At 63.8% G+C, this 23,079-nt stretch carries 18 protein-coding genes; 15 read left to right on the forward strand and 3 right to left on the reverse strand.

Annotated features, from left to right (window positions below; translation table 11 throughout):
• Positions 1 to 121: 121 nt before the first annotated feature.
• From dnaX to F0A17_RS14740, 6 genes are all read left to right on the forward strand, one after another.
• Entirely contained in the window at positions 122 to 2,164 is a 2,043-nt protein-coding gene (gene dnaX, locus F0A17_RS14715; protein ID WP_149329091.1) for a DNA polymerase III subunit gamma/tau, read from the forward strand.
• 40 nt (positions 2,165 to 2,204) lie between these two features.
• Positions 2,205 to 2,531 (forward strand): YbaB/EbfC family nucleoid-associated protein, encoded by a 327-nt coding sequence (locus F0A17_RS14720; RefSeq protein WP_149329092.1) that lies wholly within the window; start codon positions 2,205 to 2,207, stop codon positions 2,529 to 2,531.
• A gap of 137 nt (positions 2,532 to 2,668) precedes the next feature.
• The gene (recR, locus tag F0A17_RS14725) at positions 2,669 to 3,274 is read left to right on the forward strand and encodes a recombination mediator RecR (RefSeq protein ID WP_149329093.1); all 606 of its coding nucleotides are present in this window, start codon (positions 2,669 to 2,671) and stop codon (positions 3,272 to 3,274) included.
• A 33-nt stretch (positions 3,275 to 3,307) separates the two neighbouring features.
• Positions 3,308 to 4,438: a ribonuclease D gene (rnd, locus tag F0A17_RS14730; protein WP_149329094.1), complete on the forward strand. Its 1,131-nt coding sequence runs from the start codon at positions 3,308 to 3,310 to the stop codon at positions 4,436 to 4,438.
• Positions 4,435 to 4,746: a YcgL domain-containing protein gene (locus tag F0A17_RS14735; protein WP_149329095.1), complete on the forward strand. Its 312-nt coding sequence runs from the start codon at positions 4,435 to 4,437 to the stop codon at positions 4,744 to 4,746. Before rnd ends, F0A17_RS14735 begins: the two co-directional genes overlap by 4 nt.
• A 2-nt stretch (positions 4,747 to 4,748) precedes the next feature.
• A complete protein-coding gene (locus F0A17_RS14740; protein ID WP_149329096.1) occupies positions 4,749 to 5,198 on the forward strand; it encodes a YcgN family cysteine cluster protein in 450 nt (149 codons plus the stop codon).
• 86 nt (positions 5,199 to 5,284) lie between these two features.
• On the opposite strand, the gene F0A17_RS14745 is transcribed toward F0A17_RS14740, so the two are convergent.
• On the reverse strand, positions 5,285 to 7,375 hold the full coding sequence (locus tag F0A17_RS14745) for a S9 family peptidase (RefSeq protein ID WP_149329097.1): 2,091 nt from the start codon (positions 7,373 to 7,375) through the stop codon (positions 5,285 to 5,287).
• An 86-nt stretch (positions 7,376 to 7,461) separates the two neighbouring features.
• Here F0A17_RS14745 and F0A17_RS14750 point away from each other — a divergent pair, with 86 nt between their 5' ends.
• The 9 genes from F0A17_RS14750 to F0A17_RS14790 all read left to right on the forward strand — a co-directional run bounded on the left by F0A17_RS14750 (position 7,462) and on the right by F0A17_RS14790 (position 20,340).
• Positions 7,462 to 7,911 carry a hypothetical protein gene (locus F0A17_RS14750; protein ID WP_149329098.1) on the forward strand — a complete coding sequence of 150 codons (450 nt, stop codon included), beginning with the start codon at positions 7,462 to 7,464 and terminating at the stop codon, positions 7,909 to 7,911.
• A gap of 9 nt (positions 7,912 to 7,920) precedes the next feature.
• The gene (locus F0A17_RS14755) at positions 7,921 to 9,756 is read left to right on the forward strand and encodes a vWA domain-containing protein (protein ID WP_149329099.1); all 1,836 of its coding nucleotides are present in this window, start codon (positions 7,921 to 7,923) and stop codon (positions 9,754 to 9,756) included.
• Positions 9,749 to 10,579 (forward strand): class II glutamine amidotransferase, encoded by an 831-nt coding sequence (locus F0A17_RS14760; protein WP_149329100.1) that lies wholly within the window; start codon positions 9,749 to 9,751, stop codon positions 10,577 to 10,579. The genes F0A17_RS14755 and F0A17_RS14760 overlap by 8 nt, the downstream gene beginning before the upstream one ends.
• Positions 10,580 to 10,786: 207 nt before the next feature.
• Complete coding sequence (locus tag F0A17_RS14765; RefSeq protein WP_149329101.1) at positions 10,787 to 12,460, forward strand: AMP-binding protein; 1,674 nt, start codon at positions 10,787 to 10,789, stop codon at positions 12,458 to 12,460.
• A gap of 117 nt (positions 12,461 to 12,577) precedes the next feature.
• Positions 12,578 to 16,579, forward strand: a complete 4,002-nt coding sequence (gene hrpA, locus F0A17_RS14770; RefSeq protein ID WP_422671007.1) for an ATP-dependent RNA helicase HrpA — start codon at positions 12,578 to 12,580, stop codon at positions 16,577 to 16,579.
• An 83-nt stretch (positions 16,580 to 16,662) separates the two neighbouring features.
• Positions 16,663 to 17,784, forward strand: coding sequence for a beta-ketoacyl-ACP synthase III (locus F0A17_RS14775; RefSeq protein WP_149329103.1), 1,122 nt, complete (start codon positions 16,663 to 16,665; stop codon positions 17,782 to 17,784).
• Positions 17,785 to 17,820: 36 nt separating this feature from the next.
• Entirely contained in the window at positions 17,821 to 18,624 is an 804-nt protein-coding gene (locus F0A17_RS14780) for an MlaA family lipoprotein (RefSeq protein WP_149329104.1), read from the forward strand.
• Positions 18,625 to 18,635: 11 nt separating this feature from the next.
• A complete protein-coding gene (locus tag F0A17_RS14785) occupies positions 18,636 to 19,844 on the forward strand; it encodes a PP2C family protein-serine/threonine phosphatase (RefSeq protein WP_149329105.1) in 1,209 nt (402 codons plus the stop codon).
• A complete protein-coding gene (locus F0A17_RS14790; RefSeq protein WP_149329106.1) occupies positions 19,831 to 20,340 on the forward strand; it encodes an STAS domain-containing protein in 510 nt (169 codons plus the stop codon). The genes F0A17_RS14785 and F0A17_RS14790 overlap by 14 nt, the downstream gene beginning before the upstream one ends.
• Positions 20,341 to 20,397: 57 nt before the next feature.
• Here F0A17_RS14790 and tal read toward each other — a convergent pair whose 3' ends face one another.
• Together tal and F0A17_RS14800 are read right to left on the reverse strand one after the other, a co-directional pair.
• A complete protein-coding gene (tal, locus tag F0A17_RS14795; protein ID WP_149329107.1) occupies positions 20,398 to 21,336 on the reverse strand; it encodes a transaldolase in 939 nt (312 codons plus the stop codon).
• A gap of 30 nt (positions 21,337 to 21,366) precedes the next feature.
• Positions 21,367 to 23,028, reverse strand: coding sequence for a methyl-accepting chemotaxis protein (locus F0A17_RS14800; RefSeq protein ID WP_228716917.1), 1,662 nt, complete (start codon positions 23,026 to 23,028; stop codon positions 21,367 to 21,369).
• Positions 23,029 to 23,079 lie beyond the last annotated feature (51 nt).

The raw sequence follows: 23,079 nt of genomic DNA on the forward strand, positions 1-23,079 counted from the left end.
CCCTGGCCTTAACCGGTAGAATAAACCGTTAATTTCAGGCTGTCATGGCGGGCGCTCCCCGGCCATGACGACGCTCCCAGACCGGCTGCCAGCCAGCCCAGCTGCAAGGATTCCATGCCGCATGAGCTATCAGGTCCTGGCCCGCAAGTGGCGGCCGCGCACGTTCCATGAGCTGGTGGGCCAGGAGCACGTCCAGCGTGCTCTGGTCAACGCCCTCGATCAGGGACGCTTGCACCACGCCTACCTGTTCACCGGTACACGGGGGGTGGGCAAGACCACGCTGGCGAGAATCCTGGCCAAGTGTCTCAATTGCACCGCCGGTGGGCTCGGCGACGATGGCGTGACCTCGTCGCCCTGTGGCGAGTGCGACAGCTGCCGTGCCATCGACGAAGGGCGCTTCGTCGACCTGATCGAGGTCGACGCCGCCTCGCGCACCAAGGTCGAAGACACCCGCGAGCTGCTGGACAACGTGCAATACGCACCGACCCAGGGCCGCTACAAGGTGTACCTTATCGACGAGGTGCACATGCTTTCGACCAGCAGTTTCAACGCGTTGCTCAAGACGCTCGAGGAACCGCCGCCCCACGTCAAGTTTCTGCTGGCGACCACCGATCCGCAGAAGCTGCCGGCTACAGTGCTGTCGCGTTGCCTGCAGTTCACGCTCAAGAACATGCCGCCGGAGCGCATCGTCAGCCACTTGGCCAAGGTGCTCGAGGCCGAAGAGATCGGCTTCGAGGAGAGTGCGCTATGGCTACTGGGACGCGCCGCCGACGGTTCGATGCGTGACGCCATGAGCCTCACCGACCAGGCGATCGCTTTTGGCCAAGGCCAGGTACGCCATGCCGACGTTGCCGCCATGCTCGGCACACTGGATCATCGCCACGTGCTGGCGTTGGTCGAGGCTTTAGCCGACATCGATGCCGCCCGCGTCTTGTGCGAGGTGGCCCGGCTGGCCGAGCAGGGCCCCGATTTCGCTGCCGTACTCGATGATGTCACCGCCGTGCTGCATCGCCTGGCCGTGGCTCAGATGGTGCCCGATGCGGTGGACAACGGTCACGGCGATCGCGACGCGATACTGACGCTGGCTTCGCGCTTCACTGCTGAGGACGTGCAGCTCTATTATCAAATTGGCGTTCAGGGGCGAGGCGACATGGAGCATGCGCCCGATCTGCGCACCGCACTTGAGATGGCCCTGCTGCGCATGTTGGCTTTCCGCCCGCAGGGCGTACCGCAGCCGGCCACAGCCCCGCTACCGCTGCGTGGCGAGAATGGTGGGGGCTCGGCACAGTCGAACCAGGGCGCGCCTGACGCACCGCCGCCTTCAGGGGAAACGGCGGCCAGGCCAGCGCAGCGGCCGGCTCCCGAGCCGGTGCCGAGCGAGCCGGCCTCTCCGGCCGAGCCGATGTCGAGCTCGAGTTCGCTACCTTCAGCCGAAGCGAGCATGGCCCCGGAGCCGCCTCCGCCCTGGGAAGACGCCTCGCCGGCTCCGACATCGAGGGCCACTTCTGCATTTTCCGAAACCGCTGCGCCCCGCCATGCCGAGTCGAGCGACGGCGAGACGCACGGTGAAGCGATGCATTCCGAGGCTCGCCTCGGCAACACGAGCCTGGAAGCGGACGACACCGACGTTGCCGTACTCGAAGCGCCTGAGTCGACTTCCTTCCGCGAACCGGTGGCCAACGACGAAGTCCCGGCCACCGAGAGGAAGCACACCGCGGCTCACGCTGAGACGCCGATGGCCGATTCCTCGTCCGGGGAACGCTGGGATCATGGGCGTTGGCTCGCCAGCTTCGATTCCTTGGGCCTGGGGGGGCTGACGCGCAACCTTGCGGCGCACTGCGTGGTCGAAGCCGACGACGGCAACCGTTTGACCTTGCGCCTCGACCCATCGCAGGAGGCCATGAACGCCGAGATTCACGAGCGTCGCGTTCAGGAGGCGCTTGCCGCGATCGGCGTGGCGCGGCAGCTCGCGATCGTGCCGGGTCCATTGCCGGGGGAGGTGGAAACCCCCCGTCAGCAGGCTGAGCGAATTGCCGCCGAGCGACAAGCCGAGGCCGTGGCCGCCCTGGAGCGGGATCCCCACGTTCAGCAGCTACAGGAAGCCTTCGGTGCGCGCCTGATCGCATCGACCGTCAAGCCGGCGGGTATCGCACCGCGGGCCTGACACCCCACAGTTTCGATTTTGCCTATCGAGAGGAACGGACATGATGAAAGGTGGAATGGGCAACTTGATGAAGCAGGCCCAGGAAATGCAGCAGAAGATGCAGCGTGTGCAGGAGGAGATCGCCAAGGCCGAGGTGACCGGCGAAGCCGGGGCCGGCATGGTCAAGGTCACCATGAACGGGCGCCACGACGTAAGCAAGGTCGACATCGATCCGAGTGTCATGGAAGAGGACAAGGAGCTGCTCGAGGATCTGCTGGCCGCTGCGGTCAACGATGCGGTGCGCAAGGTCGAGACGACCTCCCGAACGAAGATGGAGGAGGCCACGGCGGGGCTCAATCTGCCGCCGGGCTTCAAGATGCCGTTCTAAGGTCTGAAACGCGCTCGATCGAGCCGCATCGGTGATCCTGTCGAAGGTACCGTCGACTCTGCGTGGACGCTGCATTCGCGAGGATCCTTTTGCCCTGCCTGCTCTTCGCTCGCTCAAGCGTCAGCCAGAGGTACTCAATGAGCTTTTCTCCCCTTGTCGAGCGGCTGATGGAGTCGCTGCGGGTGCTGCCTGGCGTGGGCCCCAAGACTGCCCAACGCATGGCCATGCACCTGCTCGAACGCGATCGCGATGGTGGCCGGCGCTTGGCCGGCGTGCTCGAACAGGCGCTCGAGCAGGTGGGTTATTGTCGGTGCTGCCGAACCCTCACAGAGGAGGAGGTGTGCGTACTCTGCACCAGCGGCCGGCGCGATGACGCTTTGCTGTGCGTGGTAGAATCGCCCGCCGATCAGCTCGCCATCGAGGAAGCGGGGGGGTATCGCGGCCGCTATTTCGTACTGCATGGGCATCTCTCGCCGCTCGACGGAGTCGGGCCCGAGGATATCGGGCTCGAACAGCTGGAGGCGCGTGTGGCTGCAGGAGGCGTGGCTGAGGTGATCCTTGCGACCAACCCCACCGTGGAGGGCGAGGCCACGGCACACTATATTGCCGCCCAGCTTGCGCCTCATGGCGTCACGCTCTCGCGGCTGGCATACGGCGTGCCGATGGGCGGCGAGCTCGAATATGTCGACGGCGGCACACTGAGCCGCGCCTTCAATGGACGGCTACCGTTTCGCGGCGAGTGATCGTCGCCCAACCGAGACTTTGCTGGACGAAGCATGACCTTGACCCCTGACATTCGCTGGATCGATACCGCCGAGGCCTTGGATGCCGCCTGTGGCGAAGTCGCCCAGGCGGAGGTGATCGCGCTGGACACCGAATTCTTCCGTGAAAAGACCTTCCATCCGGTGCCGGCCTTGATCCAGTTTTCCGCGGGTGGCCCCGCTTGGCTGGTCGACCCGCTTGTTGTCGACTGCACGGACGCCTTCCGGCGCCTGCTCGGTGAGGGGCCGCTCAAGCTTCTGCATGCCAGCAGCGAAGACCTCGAGGTGTTGGCGCACTGGGCCGACGTGGCGGTAGCCCCGCTGGTGGACACCCAGGTTGCCCAGGCCCTGCTGGGTGAAGACCCGGCCATGGGTTATCAGCGACTGGTGCAGCACTGGACCGGCGAGGTCCTGCCCAAGGACGAGACCCGCTCCGACTGGCTGCAGCGTCCTCTGAGCGAAGCCCAGTGCCTTTACGCGGCGCTGGACGTTGTGTTTCTGCTCAAGGTCTGGGAGCACCAGCGAGAAGCCCTGGAGCGGCTGGATCGGCGCGACTGGCTCGAGGCAGACTGCCGCGAACTGCTTGCCCAGGCGCTGCGCAGCGAAGACGCCGACGGGCAGTGGTATCGTCGCCATCGTCAGCTATGGCGACTTTCGCCTCGGCAAATCGAGGCCTATCGGCTGCTGACGACCTGGCGCGAGGGCGAAGCGCGGCGGCGCAACCTGCCGAGAGGCTGGCTGGTCAACGACAGGGTGCTCTTCGGCATCGCCGAGCGTATGCCCGAGAACCGCTATCAGCTCGCCGAAGTCGAGGATATCAAGCCGAGTCTGATCAAGCGTGACGGCGATACGCTGATGGCATTGGTGAAGCAGGCGCGTCAGTGTGAGGAAGAGTCGTTACCGCAGGCGCTGCCGTCGCCCATGGCGGGGGAATACAAGCGTCGCATGAAGGCGCTCAAGCGTGTGGTGAACGAGCGTGCCGAGCACCTTGGGGTGGCGCCGGAGGTGCTGATGCGTCGGCGCGAAATGGAAGCCCTGGTCGCCGCGGATCTGGCCGATGAACCCTTGCCTCTGCCGGAGGGCTGGCGCGGTGAATGCCTGGCAGTTCCGCTGCAGCGGGCACTCGACGAGGTGGAAATCGAATGACGGACGATCGAATGCAAGGCGACAAGGTGTTGTGCGAGATTTTCAAGAGTCCGCGCAAGGAGGAGATGTACCTCTACGTCGACAAGCGGCAGGGATTGGCCGAAGTACCCGAAGCCTTGTTGGAGCGCTTCGGCAAGCCGGTCTCGACCATGACGCTGATTCTGACGCCCGAGAAGCGCCTGGCACGCGCCGACGCCAGCGACGTCATGGCGGCGATCCGCGAGAAGGGGTACTACCTGCAGCTGCCCCCGGTCAAGGATGAGTACTTGCTGGACTTGTACCGTACACCCACCGAGGCGCGCTACTGATCATGCGAGAGCGCTTCTGGGAACGCTTCGACCTCGAGGAGCTCACCGCCGAAGAGTGGGAAGCGCTGTGCGACGGTTGCGGCCAGTGCTGCCTGCTCAAGTACCAAGATGAGGAGACGGGCGACCTGGCCGTGCTCGGTGTCGCCTGCGAGCTGCTGGATACGCACAGCTGCCGCTGCAGTGACTATGCCAATCGTCAGGAAAGGGTGCCGGACTGTTCCCGACTCACGCCGCAGCGGGTCGATGAGTTCCGCTGGCTGCCAAAATCCTGCGCCTATCGTCGTGTGGCAGAAGGGCGCAAGCTGGCCGGCTGGCATCCGCTGATTTCCGGCGACCCCGAGCGGGTCCACCGCAAGGGCATCAGCGTGCGCAGCTTTGCTGTCTCCCAGCGCGATGTATCCGAAGAGGCGCTGGAGGATTACGTCATCGCCATCCTGCCGATAGACGGCTGAGGCAGCGGTGCGAAAGTCACGTTGCAAGGGGGCCCGACCACCTCAGCAGACCCGGCCGGTGCCGGGTTCTTCCTTGCCGGTGCGGATTACGCCTCCTGGTCGTCGAGGCCCAGCGCCCAGAGAATGAAGGCATCCTGGCGCGCATTGTCGTGCCATGCCTTGAATCGCCCCGAGGCGCCTCCGTGACCGGCGGTCATGTCGGTGCGCAGCAGTATCGGTCCACGCGCCGTTCCCATTTCGGTGAGGCGGGCATAGAGCTTGGCGGGCTCCCAGTAAGGCACGCGGGAGTCGTGCCAGCTACCCTGCAATAGCAAGGCGGGGTAAGGCTGGGGCGAGAGATTGTCCAGCGGCGAGTAGGCATGGATGCGCCGGCGAGCATCCGGTTCAGCGGGATTGCCCCACTCGGTGTATTCGGCGGTGGTCAGTGGCAGGTCGGGGTTCTCCATGGTGCGCAGCACATCGACGAAGGGCACGTCGAGCACGGCGGCGCAGAAGGCTTCGGGAGCGAGGTTGAGACTGGCGCCGACCAGCAGGCCGCCGGCGCTGGCACCATAGGCAGCGATACGTTCGCCGTCGCTGAAGCCGCCTTCAACGAGAGCGTTGCGGGCGGCCAGGAAATCGCGAAAGCTGTTTTCCTTGTGCTCCAGCTTGCCTGCCAGGTACCAAGGCTCGCCTCGGTCACCGCCACCTCGCACGTGCGCCACGGCGAAGGCCATACCGCGGGAGAGCAGCTCGAGCCTGGCGACCGAGAACCAGGGGTCGAGTACCTCGCCATAGGCGCCATAGCCGTACAGGAGCGTGGGGAGTGGCCGGCCGGACAGATCGGCGCGCATCACTACCGATACCGGGATGCGTTCGCCATCGTGGGCACGGGCCCAGAGCCGCTTACAGCACAGGGCTTCAGGTTGCAGGTTGCCATGGACTGGCTGGGTCTTGAGAACGCGTCGTGCGCCGCTCTCCAGGTCATGCTCCAGCCAACGCACCGGCATGACGAACGACTCCTCGCGAAGCAGCAGTCGCCGCTCGTCGAAGTGGGGCATGTTGTCGAGCGTCACGCTGCAGGGAGATTCCGGCAAGGCCAGTCGCTCGTCACGTACGCACTCATGATCCGCATCGAATTCGATGATACGAATGCGCACCTGGGCTTCGTGATGGTCGCGCTCGGTCAATGCCAGCCCCCAACTGAAGGCTTCCACATGCTCCAGCGTGTGATCGTCGCGGTGGGCGATGAGCGTTCGCCAAGTGTCGTCGGGGGCGGCCTCGCGTACCCAGTCCAGGCGGAAGTGCGGCGCTTCGCGATTGTGAGCCACATAGAAGATTCCGGGGCGATGCTCCAGGCCGTACTCCACGCCTTTCTCGCGGAGGCGAAAGCAACGTGGCGACTCGTCCGGCGTATGCGCGGGGAGCAGATGACATTCGCTGGTGTCCTTGGAGGCGCTCTCCAGCACCAGCCACTGACGCGAGCGGGTCTTGCCGAGTCCTAGCCAGAACTCGGGGTCGTCTTCGCGCAGGATCAGCGATGCCTCGCCGGCGACCCCCTCGCACACCGGCAGACGCCAGACGCTATCGGGGCGCTGGGTGGGGTCGTAGCGGGTGAACAGCAGCGTGACGTTGTCTTCGGCCCAGACCAGCTCGGAGCCGATCTCATCAAGCAGCAGGCGCGGTTCGCCGTCCGGCAGGGATTTGATGTAGAGCGAGAAGCGCTCGTCGCCGCTCGTGTCTTCGGACCAGGCCAACCAACGCTCGTCCGGCGACAGCGCCATGTCGCCCACTTCGAGGAAACGATGCTCCGCCGCGCGGGCCTGTAGATCGAGAAACGGGGTTGTCTCGTCTTCGCGCCCGTTGGGATGGCGCCACCAGACCGGATAATCGGCCTCGGCGGCGGTCTCGCTCCAGTAGGTGAAGTGATCGAGCGAAGTGCGCAAGCCATGAACGGCCAGCTCACGACGCGACAGATGTCCATGGTAGAGCCGTTCCACCAGGTCTTCGAGCGGCGCCATCCAGGCCTGCGATTCCTTGTTTGTCGCTTCGAGAAAGGCCGTGACCTGAGGGTCGTTGCGGTCCTCCAGCCAGTGCCATTCGGGGTCATCATCGCGGCGGAAGCGCACGACGGGCGAGCGAACTTGCTCGCCTTCGTCTGCAGGCGGGGGCGTGGAATGTGGTGGCTGTGCTTTCATTGACTCGCGTGTACCATACTGACAGTGACTTTCCATCGTGTACGATCCGTTCATCGGCGGATCGTAACGCAAGACCGAGGTAGTGAATGCTGACCACCGATTCGATGTCTCTACTATGGCTTACCTATCTGGGTTTGTCGCTGGTCGTGCTGCTGAGCGGCTATCTGGCACTGTCCTTCCTGCCGCGCATGCTGCGCTTGCCGATCACCTGGGCTGTGGCCGGCATCCTCTGGATACCGACGCGCTTCCGACTGCCACTGGTGGAAGAGGGGGAATTCTACATCGGTCTGGCACCGGCCGTGGTGGTGGCATCCGTCGCCTTTCTCGAGCGCAACGCCTCGACCCTGCTCTCGTCGGGGTTGCTGGTCGCCGCCGGGGCGGGACTGGGGGTCGCTCTCGGCCTGCTGCAATGGTGGTGGTTCCGTTCGGGCAGTGAGCCCGAGGGAAGAGAAGATGACAATAACGCAAGGCGCGATGGCCGCAACGGCGAGGGACCCCGTGAGCCGCGCGAGCGCCGGGAGCCGTTGATCGGCTAGGGAGCCCCGATGGGGAGGGTAAGCAAGAAGGGTTGGCACGGGCTGATTGGGTTGGTCGGTGCGCTGATGTTGAGCAGTCACCTGGGTGCCGAACCCGTCGGGGAGCGGCCCGAGGTGCCCGAAGTGAGAATCATCATCGACGTCTCGGGCAGCATGCGTCGTAACGATCCCGACCAGCTCGCCGCCGAGGCCCTGGACCTGCTCGTGGCTCTGATGCCCGGCGGCATCAGGGTCGGCATCTGGACATTCGGCGAGCGGGTGGCCAATCCGCTGCCACCGGAGACGGTCAATACCGCTTGGCGAGAGCGAGCCCGAGCCCTAACGTCACGCCTGAGCGATTATCAGCAGTACACCGACATTGAATCCGCTCTCTACGAAGCCTCGGTTGTCGAAGCCGAGGGACAGCGTCATTTGGTGCTGCTGACCGATGGTATGATCGATCTGCCCAACTGGCGCGGCACCAAGCCGGCGATCGACGATGCCTCACGCCAGTCGCTGCTCGAGGAGCTCGGCCCGCGGCTGGCCAGCGAGGGCACCGTGGTACACGCCATCGCCTTTTCCGATGAGGCCGATCTCGACTTGGTGGAGCGGCTTGCCCAGATGACCGGCGGCTTGTCGGCACCGGTGAAGAATCCCGACGCCCTGCTGGGTGCCTTCCTTGATATCGCCGATCGCATCTTCCCCAGCGATCAGGTACCGGTGACCGATCAGCGCTTTCTCATCGAACCCGGCTTGGAGGGGTTCACGGCGTTGCTGTTTCGCGGCGAGGAAGCGCCGGGACTGGTGGCGCCGGACGGGCGTCGCTTCAGTGCGGAGGCGCCGCCCGAGGGAGCCGAATGGCGCAGTGAATCCCGCTACGATCTGGTGCGGGTGCCCAATCCGCAACCCGGCCAGTGGCGCCTGGAGGGTGAGCCCGGACAGTCGAGCCGTATCACCATCGAATCGCCTCTCAACCTGCAGACCGACGGCGTGCCGGCGACCCTTTACTTGGGCTTCGATGTTCCCGTGGAGGCCTGGCTGAGTCGTGATGGCCAGCCGCTGGAAGAGCAGGCGTTGCCCTTGCACTTGCGTTTGACGGCGGAACTGCAGGGCGAGGCGGAAACCGTACAGTCAGCCGTAGTGCTAAAATCGCAAGGAGATCGCTTTGTCGGTCGGCTCCCGGCACCGGCGCTGACCGGCTCTTTTCAGTTCGTGGTGCGTGCCGAGGGGCAGGGCTTTCGCCGTCAGCGGAGTCAGCCGGTCAATGTGCAGCCGGCCATCGCAGCGCGCCACGACGCCGCCAATGAGCGCGTGCTGCTTGTTGCCGAGCATCCGAATCTCGACCGTGACAATACGCGGGTGTTTGGCCAGCTTCAGGGCGTACGGCTCGAGGCCGAGCCAGACGATGCGCGACGCTGGATCATGGCCTTGCCGGAACTGGACACGGCGCTTAGCGTGCCGCTGATGCTGCATGCCGAAGTGGTCATGAATGGCGAAACTCGCGAACTATCGCTACCACGTCTGATGCTGTTCCCCGGGGTGGACACCGCCATCGACCAGGTCGATGCCCAGACGGCCCTGGAGGTGACGCGTTTCCATGATGAGCTGGCCCCAATGCAGCCGGAGCGCGAAACGACGAGCTTGCCGGAGCCGGTCGCGCGTGTCGTACGGCAGGTGCAGGCGCTTCCCCGGCTCACCCAGGAGCGCTGGGGCGAATGGCGTCCGCTACTCTCCACCTGGTTCGACGAGGCGATGCGCGACCCGCGAAGCTGGGCGCTGGTTGTCGCCACGCTACTGTCGCTGGGGGTGTGGCGATTGATAGTGCTGCGCCGGCGCCCCACGCAACGGGAGGAACCGCATGTGTGAGCTGTTGGGCATGAGCGCCAACGTGCCCACCGACATCTGTTTCAGCTTCACCGGCTTCCTGCATCGCGGCGGTGGTACCGGACCGCATCGTGATGGATGGGGCATCGCCTTCTACGAGGCAGGTGGCTACCGCGATTTTCGTGATCCGCATCCCTCGGTGCGCTCGCCCATCGCCCGGCTGATCACCGACTATCCCATCAAGTCGCATATCGCCATTAGCCATATTCGTCAGGCCAACGTCGGCCAGATTCGCCTGGCCAATACCCATCCCTTTACCCGCGAAATGTGGGGCAGAACCTGGTGCTACGCTCATAACGGCCAGCTTGAAGGCTGGCAGGCCCTGCCGCTCAGCTTCTATCGTCCGGTGGGCGATACCGACAGCGAGCATGCGTTCTGCTGGCTGCTCGCCGCTCTGCGAGAGGGCTTTCCCGAAGCACCCGAGCTTGTGGCGTGCGACGCTGCGCTGGGCGAGCGGCACCGGGCGCTATGGCAACGGCTCCACTGCCTGTGCGAAACCTTGCGTGCCAAGGGAGTGTTCAACATGCTGCTGGCTGATGGTGAATTTCTTTACACCTATTGTTCAACCAGGCTGGCACATATCACCCGGCGTGCTCCGTTCGGCCGTGCGGAACTCTCCGATGCCGAGTTGACGGTCAATTTCGCCGAGCATACCACGCCCGACGATATCGTTTCGGTCATGGCGACCGAGCCGTTGACCAGCAATGAAGCCTGGGTGCGCATGGTTCCCGGAGAGCTGTTGATCTGGCGGCAGGGCAGGATTCTGGCCAGGCTCACGCCCGACTCCTCTGCCTTTGCGCCGTAACGTAGAAACGCACGACTTGCCTTTCCGTGGTTCCTTGCCCAGCTTGGGAGTCAGGACGATGCTGCGCAAGCGAGTGGTTGAACGACTGTTTGAATCGCCTGTTTTACAGTGGCGCCGCGCCTGGTATATCGTAAAGGGCTAGCCACAATAAGAATCGTCGATGTCGAGGGTGAGCGATACGTCGACGCTGCTGCGGAGAAAGCGCCAATGAGTGAGCACGCCAACGCCCACGTTCTCAATGGACCTGAGCTGAAGGGCATGGAGGAGTATCGGTCGCTGATGGATGTTTTCCATGCGGCCGTCAAGCAGTATGCCGACAATCCGGCGTTTACCTGCATGGGACAGACGCTCACTTTCAACGAGCTCGATCGTCTCTCGGCCAATTTCGCCGCCTGGTTGCAGCACGAAACCGGGCTGCAACCAGGCGATCGCATCGCCATCCAACTGCCCAACGTGTTGCAGTTTCCGGTGGCGGTATTCGGTGCACTACGTGCCGGTCTGGTCGTGGTCAACACCAATCCGCTCTATACCGAGCGTGAAATGGCTCATCAGTTCAAGGATTCGGGCGCACGCGCGATCCTCATCCTGGCCAACATGGCGCAAAAACTCGAGAAGGTGCTGGACCGTACCGACATCGAGCACGTACTGGTGACCGAGCTCGGCGATCTACACGGTCTACCAAAGCGTTTTCTGATCAACGCGGTCGTCAAGCACGTCAAGAAGATGGTGCCCGCCTTTTCGCTGCCGATGGCGGTGCCGTTTCGCAGCGCACTCAAGCTGGGTGCTTCGCGTCAGCACCGTGAGGTCGAGCGCCAACTCGACGATGTCGCCGCTCTGCAATATACCGGAGGCACCACCGGCCTGCCCAAGGGCACCATGCTGACCCATTGCAACCTGGTAGCCAATATGCTGCAGGCGCGTGCGGCCATTGGTCCGGGCCTTGACGAGGGCAAGGAGGTGGTGATCGCGCCGCTGCCGGTCTACCACATTTATACGTTCACGGTGAACTGCCTGTTCTTGATGGAGACCGGCAACCACTCGATCCTGATTACCAATCCGCGCGATCTGGATAACTTCGTCAAGGAGCTTCAGAAGGTCAAATTCACTGCTTTTATCGGACTCAATACGCTGTTCAATGCGCTGTGCAATCGTGAGGATTTTCGCCGCCTGGATTTCTCCCGCCTGCACCTGACCATTTCGGGAGGCATGGCGTTGACGAAGGCTGCCGCCAGCCGCTGGGAGGAGGTTACCGGTTGCCCCATCGCCGAGGGCTATGGCCTGACCGAAACCTCGCCGATCGTCAGCTTCAATCCGATCGATTCCATTCAATTGGGCACTATCGGCAAGCCGGTGGCGGGCACCGCGGTGAAGGTGGTCGATGCCGACGGCAATGCCTTGCCATTCGGCGAGCCGGGCGAGCTATGCGTCAAGGGGCCACAGGTGATGAAGGGCTATTGGAACCGCGCCGAGGAGACCGTCAAGGTCCTCAGCGGTGATGGTTGGTTCCACACCGGCGACATTGCGGTCCTGCAGGAGGACGGCTACATCAGGATCGTCGATCGCAAGAAAGACATGATTTTGGTGTCGGGGTTCAACGTGTATCCCAACGAGGTCGAGGATGTGGTGGCGGCCCATCCGGGCGTGATCGAAGTGGCTGCCGTGGGAGTCCCCGACGAGAATAGTGGTGAAGTGGTCAAGCTGTTCGTGGTGGCCAGGGACGAGAGCCTCGATGAAACGAGTCTGCGCGAATGGTGCAAGAAGGAATTGGCCGGTTACAAGGTGCCCAAGCACGTCGAGTTTCGTGACGAGCTGCCGAAAACCAATGTCGGCAAGGTGCTGCGACGCCAGCTGCGTGACGAGGAGACGGCCGGCCGGGCATAGCCTTCGCATTGGCCGCCGCCCGGCTCCCGGCGTTACAATGACCTGCCCGCTCCGGAATTTTCCGGAGCGGGCAGGTTTTTGCTTGGCAAGAGGCTTGGCTAGAGGAGCGTGGTGAATATCGCATCCGGTTCCGTCGCCGCCGGCGACAAGGCAGAGTTCGAGCGCCTGCAGCGTGCGTTGGGCGAGGTCATGCTGCGCGATCGCGCAGCGCTCGAGCGCAGGCTGAGCGGGCTGAACCGCCGTATCCGCGAGGGCAAGCCGGTGGATCGCGGGCTGGCCGAGGTGGCGCGCGGCATGGAACGCTCTGCGGCGCTGGCAGCAAGGCGCGGCACCCAGCCGGTGACGTTGAACTATCCCCCTGAGCTGCCGGTTGCCGAGCGCCGCGAGGATATCCTCGCCGCGCTGCGCGAGCATCAGGTGGTGGTGGTGGCCGGAGAGACCGGTTCGGGCAAGACGACCCAACTGCCCAAGCTGTGCCTGGAACTCGGCCTGGGACGTCGCGGTCTGGTCGGCCATACCCAGCCGCGTCGTTTAGCGGCGCGTTCGGTGGCGTCACGGTTGGCCGAGGAGCTCGAGGTGCCCCTCGGCGATCAGGTCGGCTACCAAGTGCGCTTCACCGACCAGACCGGCGACGATACGTTGGTCAAGCTGATGACCGACGGTATCCTGCTGGCCGAAACCCGCCACGACCCCGAGCTTTCGCGCTACGAGGCGATCATCATCGACGAGGCCCATGAGCGTAGCCTCAACATCGACTTCCTGCTCGGCTACCTCAAGCGGTTGCTGCCGCGACGCCCCGACCTCAAGCTGATCATTACCTCGGCGACCATCGACGTGGAGCGCTTCGCTCGGCATTTCGCCCTGCCCGGGGAAAACGGCGAGCCCGTGCCCGCCCCGGTGGTGGAGGTGTCGGGGCGTACCTATCCGGTGGAGGTGCGCTACCGTCCGCTGGTGCGCGAGGCCGACGACGAGGCCGATCGCACCCTGCAGGAGGGCATCCTCTACGCCGTGGAGGAGATCGAGCGGATCGAGCGCGACAAGCGCTGGTTCCACGGACCGCGGGACATCCTGGTGTTCCTGCCCGGCGAGCGCGAGATCCGCGAAGCTGCCGACATCCTTCGCCGCGCCGACCTCAAGGGAACCGAGATCCTGCCGCTCTACGCACGCCTGTCCAATGCCGAGCAGAATCGCGTCTTCGCTCCGCATGCGGGGCGGCGTATCGTGCTGGCGACCAACGTCGCCGAGACGTCGCTCACCGTGCCCGGCATTCGCTATGTGATCGATCCGGGGCTGGTGCGCATCAGTCGCTACAGCTATCGCGCCAAGATCCAGCGTCTGCCAGTAGAACCGGTCAGCCGGGCCAGTGCCGATCAGCGCAAGGGCCGCTGCGGGCGGGTGGCGGAAGGGGTATGCATTCGCCTCTACGCCGAAGAGGATTTTCTCTCCCGCCCCGAGTTCACCGACCCTGAAATTCGTCGTACCAACCTGGCCTCGGTGATCCTGTCGATGCTGTCGCTGGGGCTCGGCGACATCGAGCGCTTCCCCTTCGTCGACCCGCCCGACTCGCGCTTCATCAAGGACGGCTTCCGCTTGTTGTTCGAGCTGGGAGCGGTGGACGCATCCGACCGGCTGACAGCGGTGGGGCGCCGGCTCGCCCGGCTGCCGATTGACCCGCGGTTGGCGCGGATGGTACTGGCCGGTGCCGAGCAGGGAGGGTTGCGAGAGGTACTGATCGTTGTTTCGGCACTGGCCGTGCAGGACCCACGCGACCGCCCCGCGGAGAAGCGCGAGGCTGCCGACCAGGCCCATCGGCGCTGGCAGGATCCCGACTCCGATTTCGTTGCGCTGCTCAACCTGTGGCACGGCTTCGAGGCCGCCCGCGACGAACTCTCCGGCAATCGTCTGCGGCGCTGGTGTAAGGAGCACTACCTCAATTACCTGCGCCTGCGCGAGTGGCACGACACCTTTCGCCAGTTGCGCCAGCTGCTGCGTGACATGGAGATCGAGGTGCCGCCGCCGACGCCTCTGCCCGATGACGAACGGGCGCGGCATCAGGCACGCCGGCACAGTGCCGTGCAGCTGCACAAGGCACTGCTCACTGGGCTGCTTTCGCACCTGGGCGTACTCACCGAGAACCGCGAATACCTGGGGGCGCGCAATCGCAAGTTCGTCATCCACCCCGGCTCGGGGCTGGCGAAGAGATCGCCCAAGTGGTTGATGGCCTTCGAGCTGGTGGAAACCACCCGGCTGTTTGCGCGCATGGTGGCCAAGGTCGAACCGCAGTGGATCGAGCCGTTGGCAGGACATCTGGTCAAGCGCAGCTACAGCGAGCCCCACTGGGAGATGAAGCGCGCCCAGGTCGTAGCCAAGGAGCAGGTGACGCTATTCGGTCTGCCCATCGTCTCGGGGCGAAGCGTGCACTACGGACCCATCGACCCGCAGGAGGCACGCGAGCTGTTCATCCGTCGCGCTCTGGTCGAAGGGGAATTCCGTACCAAGGGTGAATTCTTCGCCTACAATCGCGCTCTGATAGCGGAGGTCGAGGACCTCGAGGATCGCGCCCGCAAGCGCGACATACTGGTCGACGAGGAGACGCTGTTCGCCTTCTACGACGAGCGCATTCCCGAGGACGTTCACAACGGTAAGGGCTTCGAGGCCTGGCGCAAGCAAGTCGAGCGTGGCGATCCCGGCATTCTCAAGTTCGATCGCGCCGCGCTGCTGGCCCGTGAGGCCGGGGAAGTGACCCAGGCCCAGTTTCCCGATGCATTGCTGCTGAGCGGCGTGCACTATCCGCTCAGCTATCGTTTCGAGCCTGGCGCGCCCGACGACGGTGTGACCTTGACGGTACCGGCGGCCATGTTATCGCAGCTGCCAAGGGCGCGACTGGAGTGGCTGGTGCCGGGGTTACTGCGCGAGAAATGCATCGCTCTGCTCAAGTCGCTGCCCAAATCGATCAGGCGTCAGGTCGTGCCGATTCCCGATTGGGTCGATGCCGCGTTGGAGACGCTCACGCCCGACGACGCTCCCCTTACCGAAGCGTTGGGTGAGTTCCTGCGCCGCCGTACCGGAGCCCGCGTTCATCCGGACGATTGGCGCGTCGACCAGCTTGAGCCGCACCTGATCCTCAATTTGCGCGTCGTCGATCATGAGGGGCGCGAGCTGGGACAGGGGCGGGACGTGCGTGAACTCGAGCGACGCTTCGAGGCGGCGGCAGGCGAGGGAGCCCGGGCGCTGGCCGCCGAGGTCGGCGATGCGCCCAGCGTGACCGACCTGCCCGAGACGCCATTGCCGGATTCGCGCGTGACGAACCAAGCCGGTATCCGCGTCGAGGCCTATCCGGCGCTGGTGCCCGAAGGCGAGGCGTTTCGCATCGAGCTGTACGATCATCCCGGCAAGGCCGAGCATGCCCACCGCCGGGGCGTGGTACGTCTGGCCATGGCACGTCTTCCCGATCAGGCGCGTGCCATTCGGCGTGTCAAGGGGCTCGAGACTTGTGCCCTGCTGTTTACCAGGGTGGGCAGCAAGCAGGAACTGGTCGAGGATGTCGTGGAGGCGGTATTTGCTCGTACCGTGGCTCAGGCACCATTGCCGCGCTCCGCCGCGGAGCTGACGACACGGCTCGACGCGACGCGCGCCGAGCTGATACCCAATGCCGAAGGACTGGTGGCGATCCTCAAGAAGGCCCTGGAGGGGCATTTTGCCGTCGCCAAGGCGCTGAAGGGCAACCTGAGTCTGGCGCTGGCGCTGGTTTACAGTGATATCAAGGCGCAGATGCAGCGGCTGGTGCATCCCGGCTTCGTGCTCGAGGCGGGCGACTGGCTCGAGGAGTATCCGCGCTATATGGAAGCGGCATCGATCCGGCTGGAGAAGGCGCCGCGCGAGCGTATGCGCGATCAGATGAACATGCAGGCGGTTCAGGACTTCGAGGCCCGGCTCGCCGCGCGCAGAGCGAGCCAGCGTCGCGGTGGCCACGAGGATCCCGAGCTGGTCGAGTTCGGTTGGTGGATAGAGGAACTGCGGGTATCGCTGTTCGCCCAGCAGCTCGGTACCCGCATGCCTGTCTCCGTCAAGCGCCTCGAGCGTCGCTGGGCGGAGCTGGTGGGGCACGATCAAGCATGACCGCGCCGCGCCGATAAGCGATATAAGGCGTCGGTTCGCCGGCGTACAGTCAGCGGTCCTGCGGCCGCACGAGGGAGACGAACATGACAGAGGTGCTGATTACCGGTACGGGACTCTTCACACCGGAGCACGCCATCGACAACGAGGCGCTGGTAGCTTCGTTCAATGCCTGGGTGGACGCGGAAAACGTGCGCCATGCCGCCGCCATCGAGGCGGGTGAGCGCGAGCCGCTACAACATTCGAGCAGCGAATTCATCGTCAAGGCTTCCGGCATTCACAGCCGCTACGTGCTGGATGCCGCCGGCATCCTCGACCCTGAGCGGATGCGTCCGCGACTGCCGTCGCGCAGCAACGACGAGCCTTCGGTCCAGTGCGAAATGGGCTTGATCGCCGCGCGCCAGGCGCTGGAGACGGCCGGCGTCGCGCCCGGTGACATCGACATGGTGATCGTGGCCTGCTCCAATCTGGAACGGGCCTACCCGGCGGTTGCCGTCGAACTGCAGGCGCAATTGGGGACTCAGGGGCATGCTTTCGACATGAACGTGGCGTGCAGTTCGGCCACCTTTGCCATCGACCTTGCCGCCTGCGCCATCCGCGGCGGCAACATCCGCCGCGCCCTGGTAGTGAACCCCGAAATCTGCTCGGCGCACCTCAACTTTCGCGACCGGGACAGCCATTTTATTTTCGGTGACGCCTGCACCGCCGTCGTATTGGAGGATGCTGAGCTGGCCACGGCCAGCGTTCGCTTCGAGATCCTCGGCACGCGCCTCGCCACGCGCTTCTCCAACGCCATCCGTAACAATGCCGGTTTTCTCAACCGGGTCACGGACAGCGATCCACTGGCCAGTGACAAGTTGTTCGTGCAGGAGGGCAGACGCGTCTTCAAGGAAGTCTGTCCCATGGTGGCGGCACTGATCAACGATCATCTCGAAAGCCTTGGGCTGGGCGGCGGCGAGCTGTCGCGCCTGTGGCTGCATCAGGCCAATCATCACATGAACGACCTGATCGCCCGGCGCGTGCTGGGGCACGACCCCAAGCCCGGACAGGCGCCCATCATTCTGGATCGCTATGCCAACACCAGCTCGGCGGGATCGATCATCGCCTTCCACTTGCACCATGCCGATCTGGCATCGGGCGAGGTAGGGGTGGTCTGCTCGTTCGGGGCCGGGTACAGTGCCGGCTGCGTTGTGGTGCGTCGGCAGTGATGCCTCGCTTACGGTAACCTGCAGGAGACTCAGCCGATGGTCGTTAAGCAGACCGGCTTTCTTTTCCGGGCCCTGGTCGCCCTGGCGGCGGTGGCCATGCTGGCCGGCTGCGCCGGACGAGTGGCCGTCGAGGATCGCCATCCCGACGACCCCTGGGAGGGATTCAACCGTCGCGTATTCAGCTTCAACGAGGCGATCGACCGCGCGGTGCTCAAGCCTGTGGCGCGTGGCTATCGTACCGTTACGCCCGAGCCGGTACAGACCGGCATCGGCAATTTCTTCTCCAACCTCGGCGAGATCCGCACCGCGCTCAATAGCCTGCTGCAGGGCAAGCCCGCCAATGCCGGTCTCTCCACCTCGCGCTTCCTCATCAACACCACGGTGGGGATCGGCGGGCTGTGGGATTTTGCCACGCCTATGGGGATTACCGCCGAGGAAGAGGACTTTGGTCAAACGCTTGGCGCCTGGGGCGTGGGAGAGGGGCCCTATCTGGTGCTGCCGTTCCTCGGGCCCAGCACGGTCCGCGATACGTCCGGCTTGCCTTTGGATATGTACACCTATCCGCTGACTTATGTCGAAGACGACAAGGTGCGCATAGGCCTGACCGCACTGCGCGTCGTCGACATACGCGCCGGCCTGCTCGACCAGGAGGAACTGATCCGCGGCGACCGCTATGTCTTCATTCGTGATGCGTATCTGCAGCGACGCCGCTTCGAGGTGAGCGATGGCGAGCTGGGCGACGATCCGTTTGCCAGCGATGATTTCGAGTTCGACGATTCGGATTTCGATGACGCCGATTTCGACGATTCCGCACTCGACGAAGCCGGTTCCGCAGACTGAGGCCTGAGCCGATGGATGTACCCAAGCCGTTGATTGGTGTACTCGATGAGCCGGGCGCTTACCGCGACGCCCTGGCCGATACCATTGCCCGGGATGGTTTGGCCGTGTTCGCCGCAGAGCGTCTGGAGGAGTTGCCGGCTGAGACGGCGCTGGTCGTGGCCCATGCCCAGGCCGTGCCCAGTCTGGCTTGGTCGAGCCTGACCGAACGGCTACCCACCGTCGTGGTCAGCGATTCCCGCCTCGATGCCGACCTGTTGACGGCGATCGACGTGGGCCTGGTGGACTACGTCGTCGAACCGATGCGGCATGGCCCGTTGTTGCGACGGATGATCCGCAAGGCGATCGAACTGCATCGGCTGGAAAAAGAGCGTGAACGCGACCGCGAACGGCTCGCTCAGCTCAATGCGCATCTGGAGGAACTCAACGAGAGCCTCGAGACGCATCTCGCGCTGCTGCGGCTGGATCAGCAGGCGGGAGGACATATCCAGCGCAAGCTGCTGCCGCCCCACCCGCAGACCGTTGGTGGAGTGACATGCGACTACTGGTTGATTCCTTCGCTTTACCTGTCGGGCGACTTCCTCGATTTTCAGCGCTTTGACGAACGTTTCACGCTGTTCTACTTTGCCGATGTGTCCGGACACGGGGCCTCGTCCGCGTTCGTCACGGTCTTGCTCAAGTATCTGAGCAATCGCTGGCTCATCGAGTGGAATGCCGAACGGCCCGAGCATCTTCCGTCACGCTGGTTGGCGGCGCTCAATCGCGAACTGCTCGATACCGGCATCGGCAAGCACGCGACATTGTTCGTCGGGGTCATTGACCATGAGGAACGCTGTCTCCACTATTCGCTGGGTGCCCAATTGCCGAAGCCGCTGCTGGTGGCCGATGGCGAGGTGACGGCGCTACCGGGCGAGGGGATGCCCGTGGGGCTGTTCCCCAACGTGGAATATCCACGTTTGACGTATAGGTTACCGGCGAACTTCCGGTTATGGTTGTGTTCGGATGGAATACTGGAGTGTCTGCCGGGCGATACGCTCGACATGCGGCTCAGGGAACTCGAGCAACGTGTTCTGACCTGTACGTCGTTGGAACGGCTTCGCGATAGCCTGGCGCTAGGCATTCCCCCCGACATCGATGCCGAAGGGGAGGGTAGCGGCGGTCAGGACTTGCCCGATGACCTGACGATCATGATGTTGAGCGGATTTGGCAATGATCACGAATGAGGGCCGCGTCAAGGCGGCGTTCGACTCCGGTGTCTTCATGCTCAAGCTATGCGGCGACGTTCGCTTGACGCTCTGTGCGACGCTGGACACTCAGGCCCAACAGCTCGCTCGTACCCCGGGGCTGCAGTCCCTGATAATCGATTTACGCGAGGCGACCAACGTCGACTCCACCGCGCTGGGTTTCCTGGCCAAGGTGGCCATGGCGGTCAAGGATCAAATCGTCTACAAACCGACCATCGTGGTCGACAACCCCGACGTCAGACGCATGCTCGAGGTGATGGGCTTCGCCCAGTTCTTCGCCATGGTGAAGGCTCCGCTCACCGAGACTTGCGAACTCTGCGATCTGCCGGAGATTCCCGCCGATCTCGAGGAGACGCGTCGACGCATCCTCGAGGCGCATCGTATTCTGATGCGCATGAACGAGCACAACCGAGAGGAGTTCCAGCCGCTGGTCGAGATGCTCGAGGCGCAGGAAGCCTCGCATCCCAATCACTGAGATGGCTGACGGAACGCACGTCAACGGGCCGGCAGGCTAACCTGCCGGCGGTCGGCGTTAGCCTTGGCGCAGCTCGGCCAGCAATTTTTCCAGCTTGCGCTGATCGTCGGCGAACTTGCGTATTCCCTCGGCCAACTTCTCGGTGGCCATGGCGTCTTCGTTCATTTCCCAGCGAAACTCGGTTTCGTCCAGAGGCTCGGGTGGCGAGGTTTCGGCATCGTTGGCAACCAGCTTGCGTTCAAGCCGTCCCTCGGTCTCGGCCAGTTCACTCAGCAGAGCGGGAGAGAGAGTCAGACGGTCGCAGCCGGCAAGCGCCAGGATCTCGCCCGCATTGCGGAAGCTCGCGCCCATCACGATGGTGCCGTAGCCATGTCCCTTGTAATGCTCGTAGATACGCTTGACCGACTTGACTCCCGGGTCGTTGTCGCCCATGAAATCGGCATCCGGCCACTCCGCCCGGTACCAGTCGAGGATGCGCCCAACGAAAGGGGAAACCAGCGTCACGCCGGCATCGGCACAGGCTTGCGCCTGAGCGAAGCTGAACAGCAGGGTTAGGTTGCAGTGAATCCCTTCACGCTCCAACTGCCGGGCGGCGCGAATCCCTTCCCACGTCGAGGCGACCTTGATCAGGATCCGCTCGGGGCCGATGCCGTGACGATCATAGCGCTCGATCAGCGAACGGGCACGGGAGAGAGTGGCCTCAGTATCGAAGGAGAGCCGGGCGCTCACTTCTGTCGATACGAAGCCCGGTACCAGGCTGCTGATCTCGCTGCCGATTTCCACCGCGACGGCATCCAGCGCGTCATCGATGTCGGTCGCCTGACGGGCGATAGCGGCGAGCCGTTCGCGGCGAGCCTCGTGCTGGGCCGCCTGGAGAATCAGCGAGGGGTTCGTGGTCGCATCGGTGGGCTGGAAGCGACGAATGGCGTCAATGTCGCCGGTATCGGCCACGACGGTGCTCATCGCCTTGAGTTGAGTCAGCAGATCCTCTGCCATGCCTAATCCTCGATGGGGTGATGGTCTCTCTCACTTTAGCAAGGCCATGGCTTCTTCTGCATCCCGCAAGCGGGGAGGTGAAGCCAGCACGCGTGGTTCCCACTCTCGGATAGCTTCGGTAAAATCGCGCGATTGTCGAGAGTCGATAATGAAGCGTCCGGCGTGGGCTCTCATCTGCTCCGCCTTCTCGCGCAACGCATGGGCATCCTGAGTGGAGAGGCTCACAAGGGAGCCGTTATCCTGGGTCACTGCCTTCATCTCGTCCATGGCTCGGTTGAGTTTGCCGATACCTTCGTGTTGGCCCTGGGAGGCGGAATCGATCTGCTCCATCAGTCGCTGAACTTTGGCGATGGAGTGAACGATCTCCGCCATGCCCTGGCTGGCATGGCTCGATAGCGCATTGCCACGCTGAACGCTGTCGCGCGATGCCGTCAGCAGGTCTCGAATCTTGTGGGCAGCTTCTGCGCTACGCGAGGCCAGCGAGCGCACTTCGCCAGCGACGACGGCGAATCCCCGACCTTGATCTCCGGCCCGCGCGGCCTCAACCGAGGCATTGAGGGCCAGAATGTTAGTCTGGAAGGCAAGGGCATCGATCAGGTCTACGATGGCATTGACCTGGCTGGCGCGCTCATTGATCTCTTCCATGGTATCGACGAAGCGATCCATGACGGCTTCACCCTGTCTCGCCTTGTCGAGGGCCAAATTAGCTAGCTGGTTAGCCTGATTGGCGCTCTCGGCATTGTGCGTCACGTTATGGGTGAGCTCGTCCAGTTGCGTGGCTGTGCGGTCAAGAGCCGCTCCCTGTTGGCGGGTCTGCGAGGCGAGTGTCTGGTTGCCCTGGGCCAGCCGCTCGGCGCTATCGAGCACATGCTGGCTGGTACCATGAAGGTGGCTCACCGTGAGCACGAGGGACTGCTGCATACCTGACAGTTCCTGAAAGAGCTGACGAACTTCACTGAGGCCCCTTGCTGTGATGTGCCCGGTGAGGTTGCCGCTGGCGATGGTGCGGAAATGATCCACCATCTCCCGTAGCGGCACGAGAACGTAGCGCTGACCCAGCCAGGCCATGAGAGCCAGTACGCCTGACGCTAACATCAATCCAATCGCCAGCAGCCATCCGAAACGTCTGGCTTGCTGCTCAGCATGGCGCAGCAGGCCAACACCTTGCTGGTCGGCGACGGCATAAAAGCGCCGGGCGCTATCCGTCAACGCTTGGCTTATCTCGACCGCTTCCAGCGTCAGCTGACGATAATGGCTGCGATCGCCCGTTCGTATCGCCGAGAGCTGTTGCTGCATGATGTCGAGCAAACCTTCGGTATGCGTGTTAAGCGTGTCACGCAGTGCCGGATGCGGGGTCGATCGTGTGGCTTCCATGAAGGCCCCGTGCGACGCCATCATTTCGTCGAGTTCTTCCTCTACGGCCTGCAAGGCAGCGATCGGATCGCCCAGGGAAGGGCGCAGTTGCCTTTCCAGGGCTCGGTCCATCCGATTGAGCCCTGCCAGACTGGCAACATGAAGTCGATTCAGCATCGAGGCCTGTTGGACATTGAGCCGTTCCAGCTCGGCCAGGTCATGTCGACTCTGCTGCATCACGCTCCAAGTCAAAAGCCCGAAAGCCAGTAGCAAAAGTGTCACCAGTGCCAGCATGGCGAAGCTGACGTGGCGGATCGAGATTTCCTGTCGTCGCGTCACTTGGATTCCCTACGAAGCGTTGGTTGTCGAGACACTCGGGAACCATGATAG

Origin of the sequence: Billgrantia pellis (genome assembly GCF_008297955.1) — a bacterium.
Taxonomy (GTDB): Bacteria; Pseudomonadota; Gammaproteobacteria; order Pseudomonadales; family Halomonadaceae; genus Halomonas; species Halomonas pellis.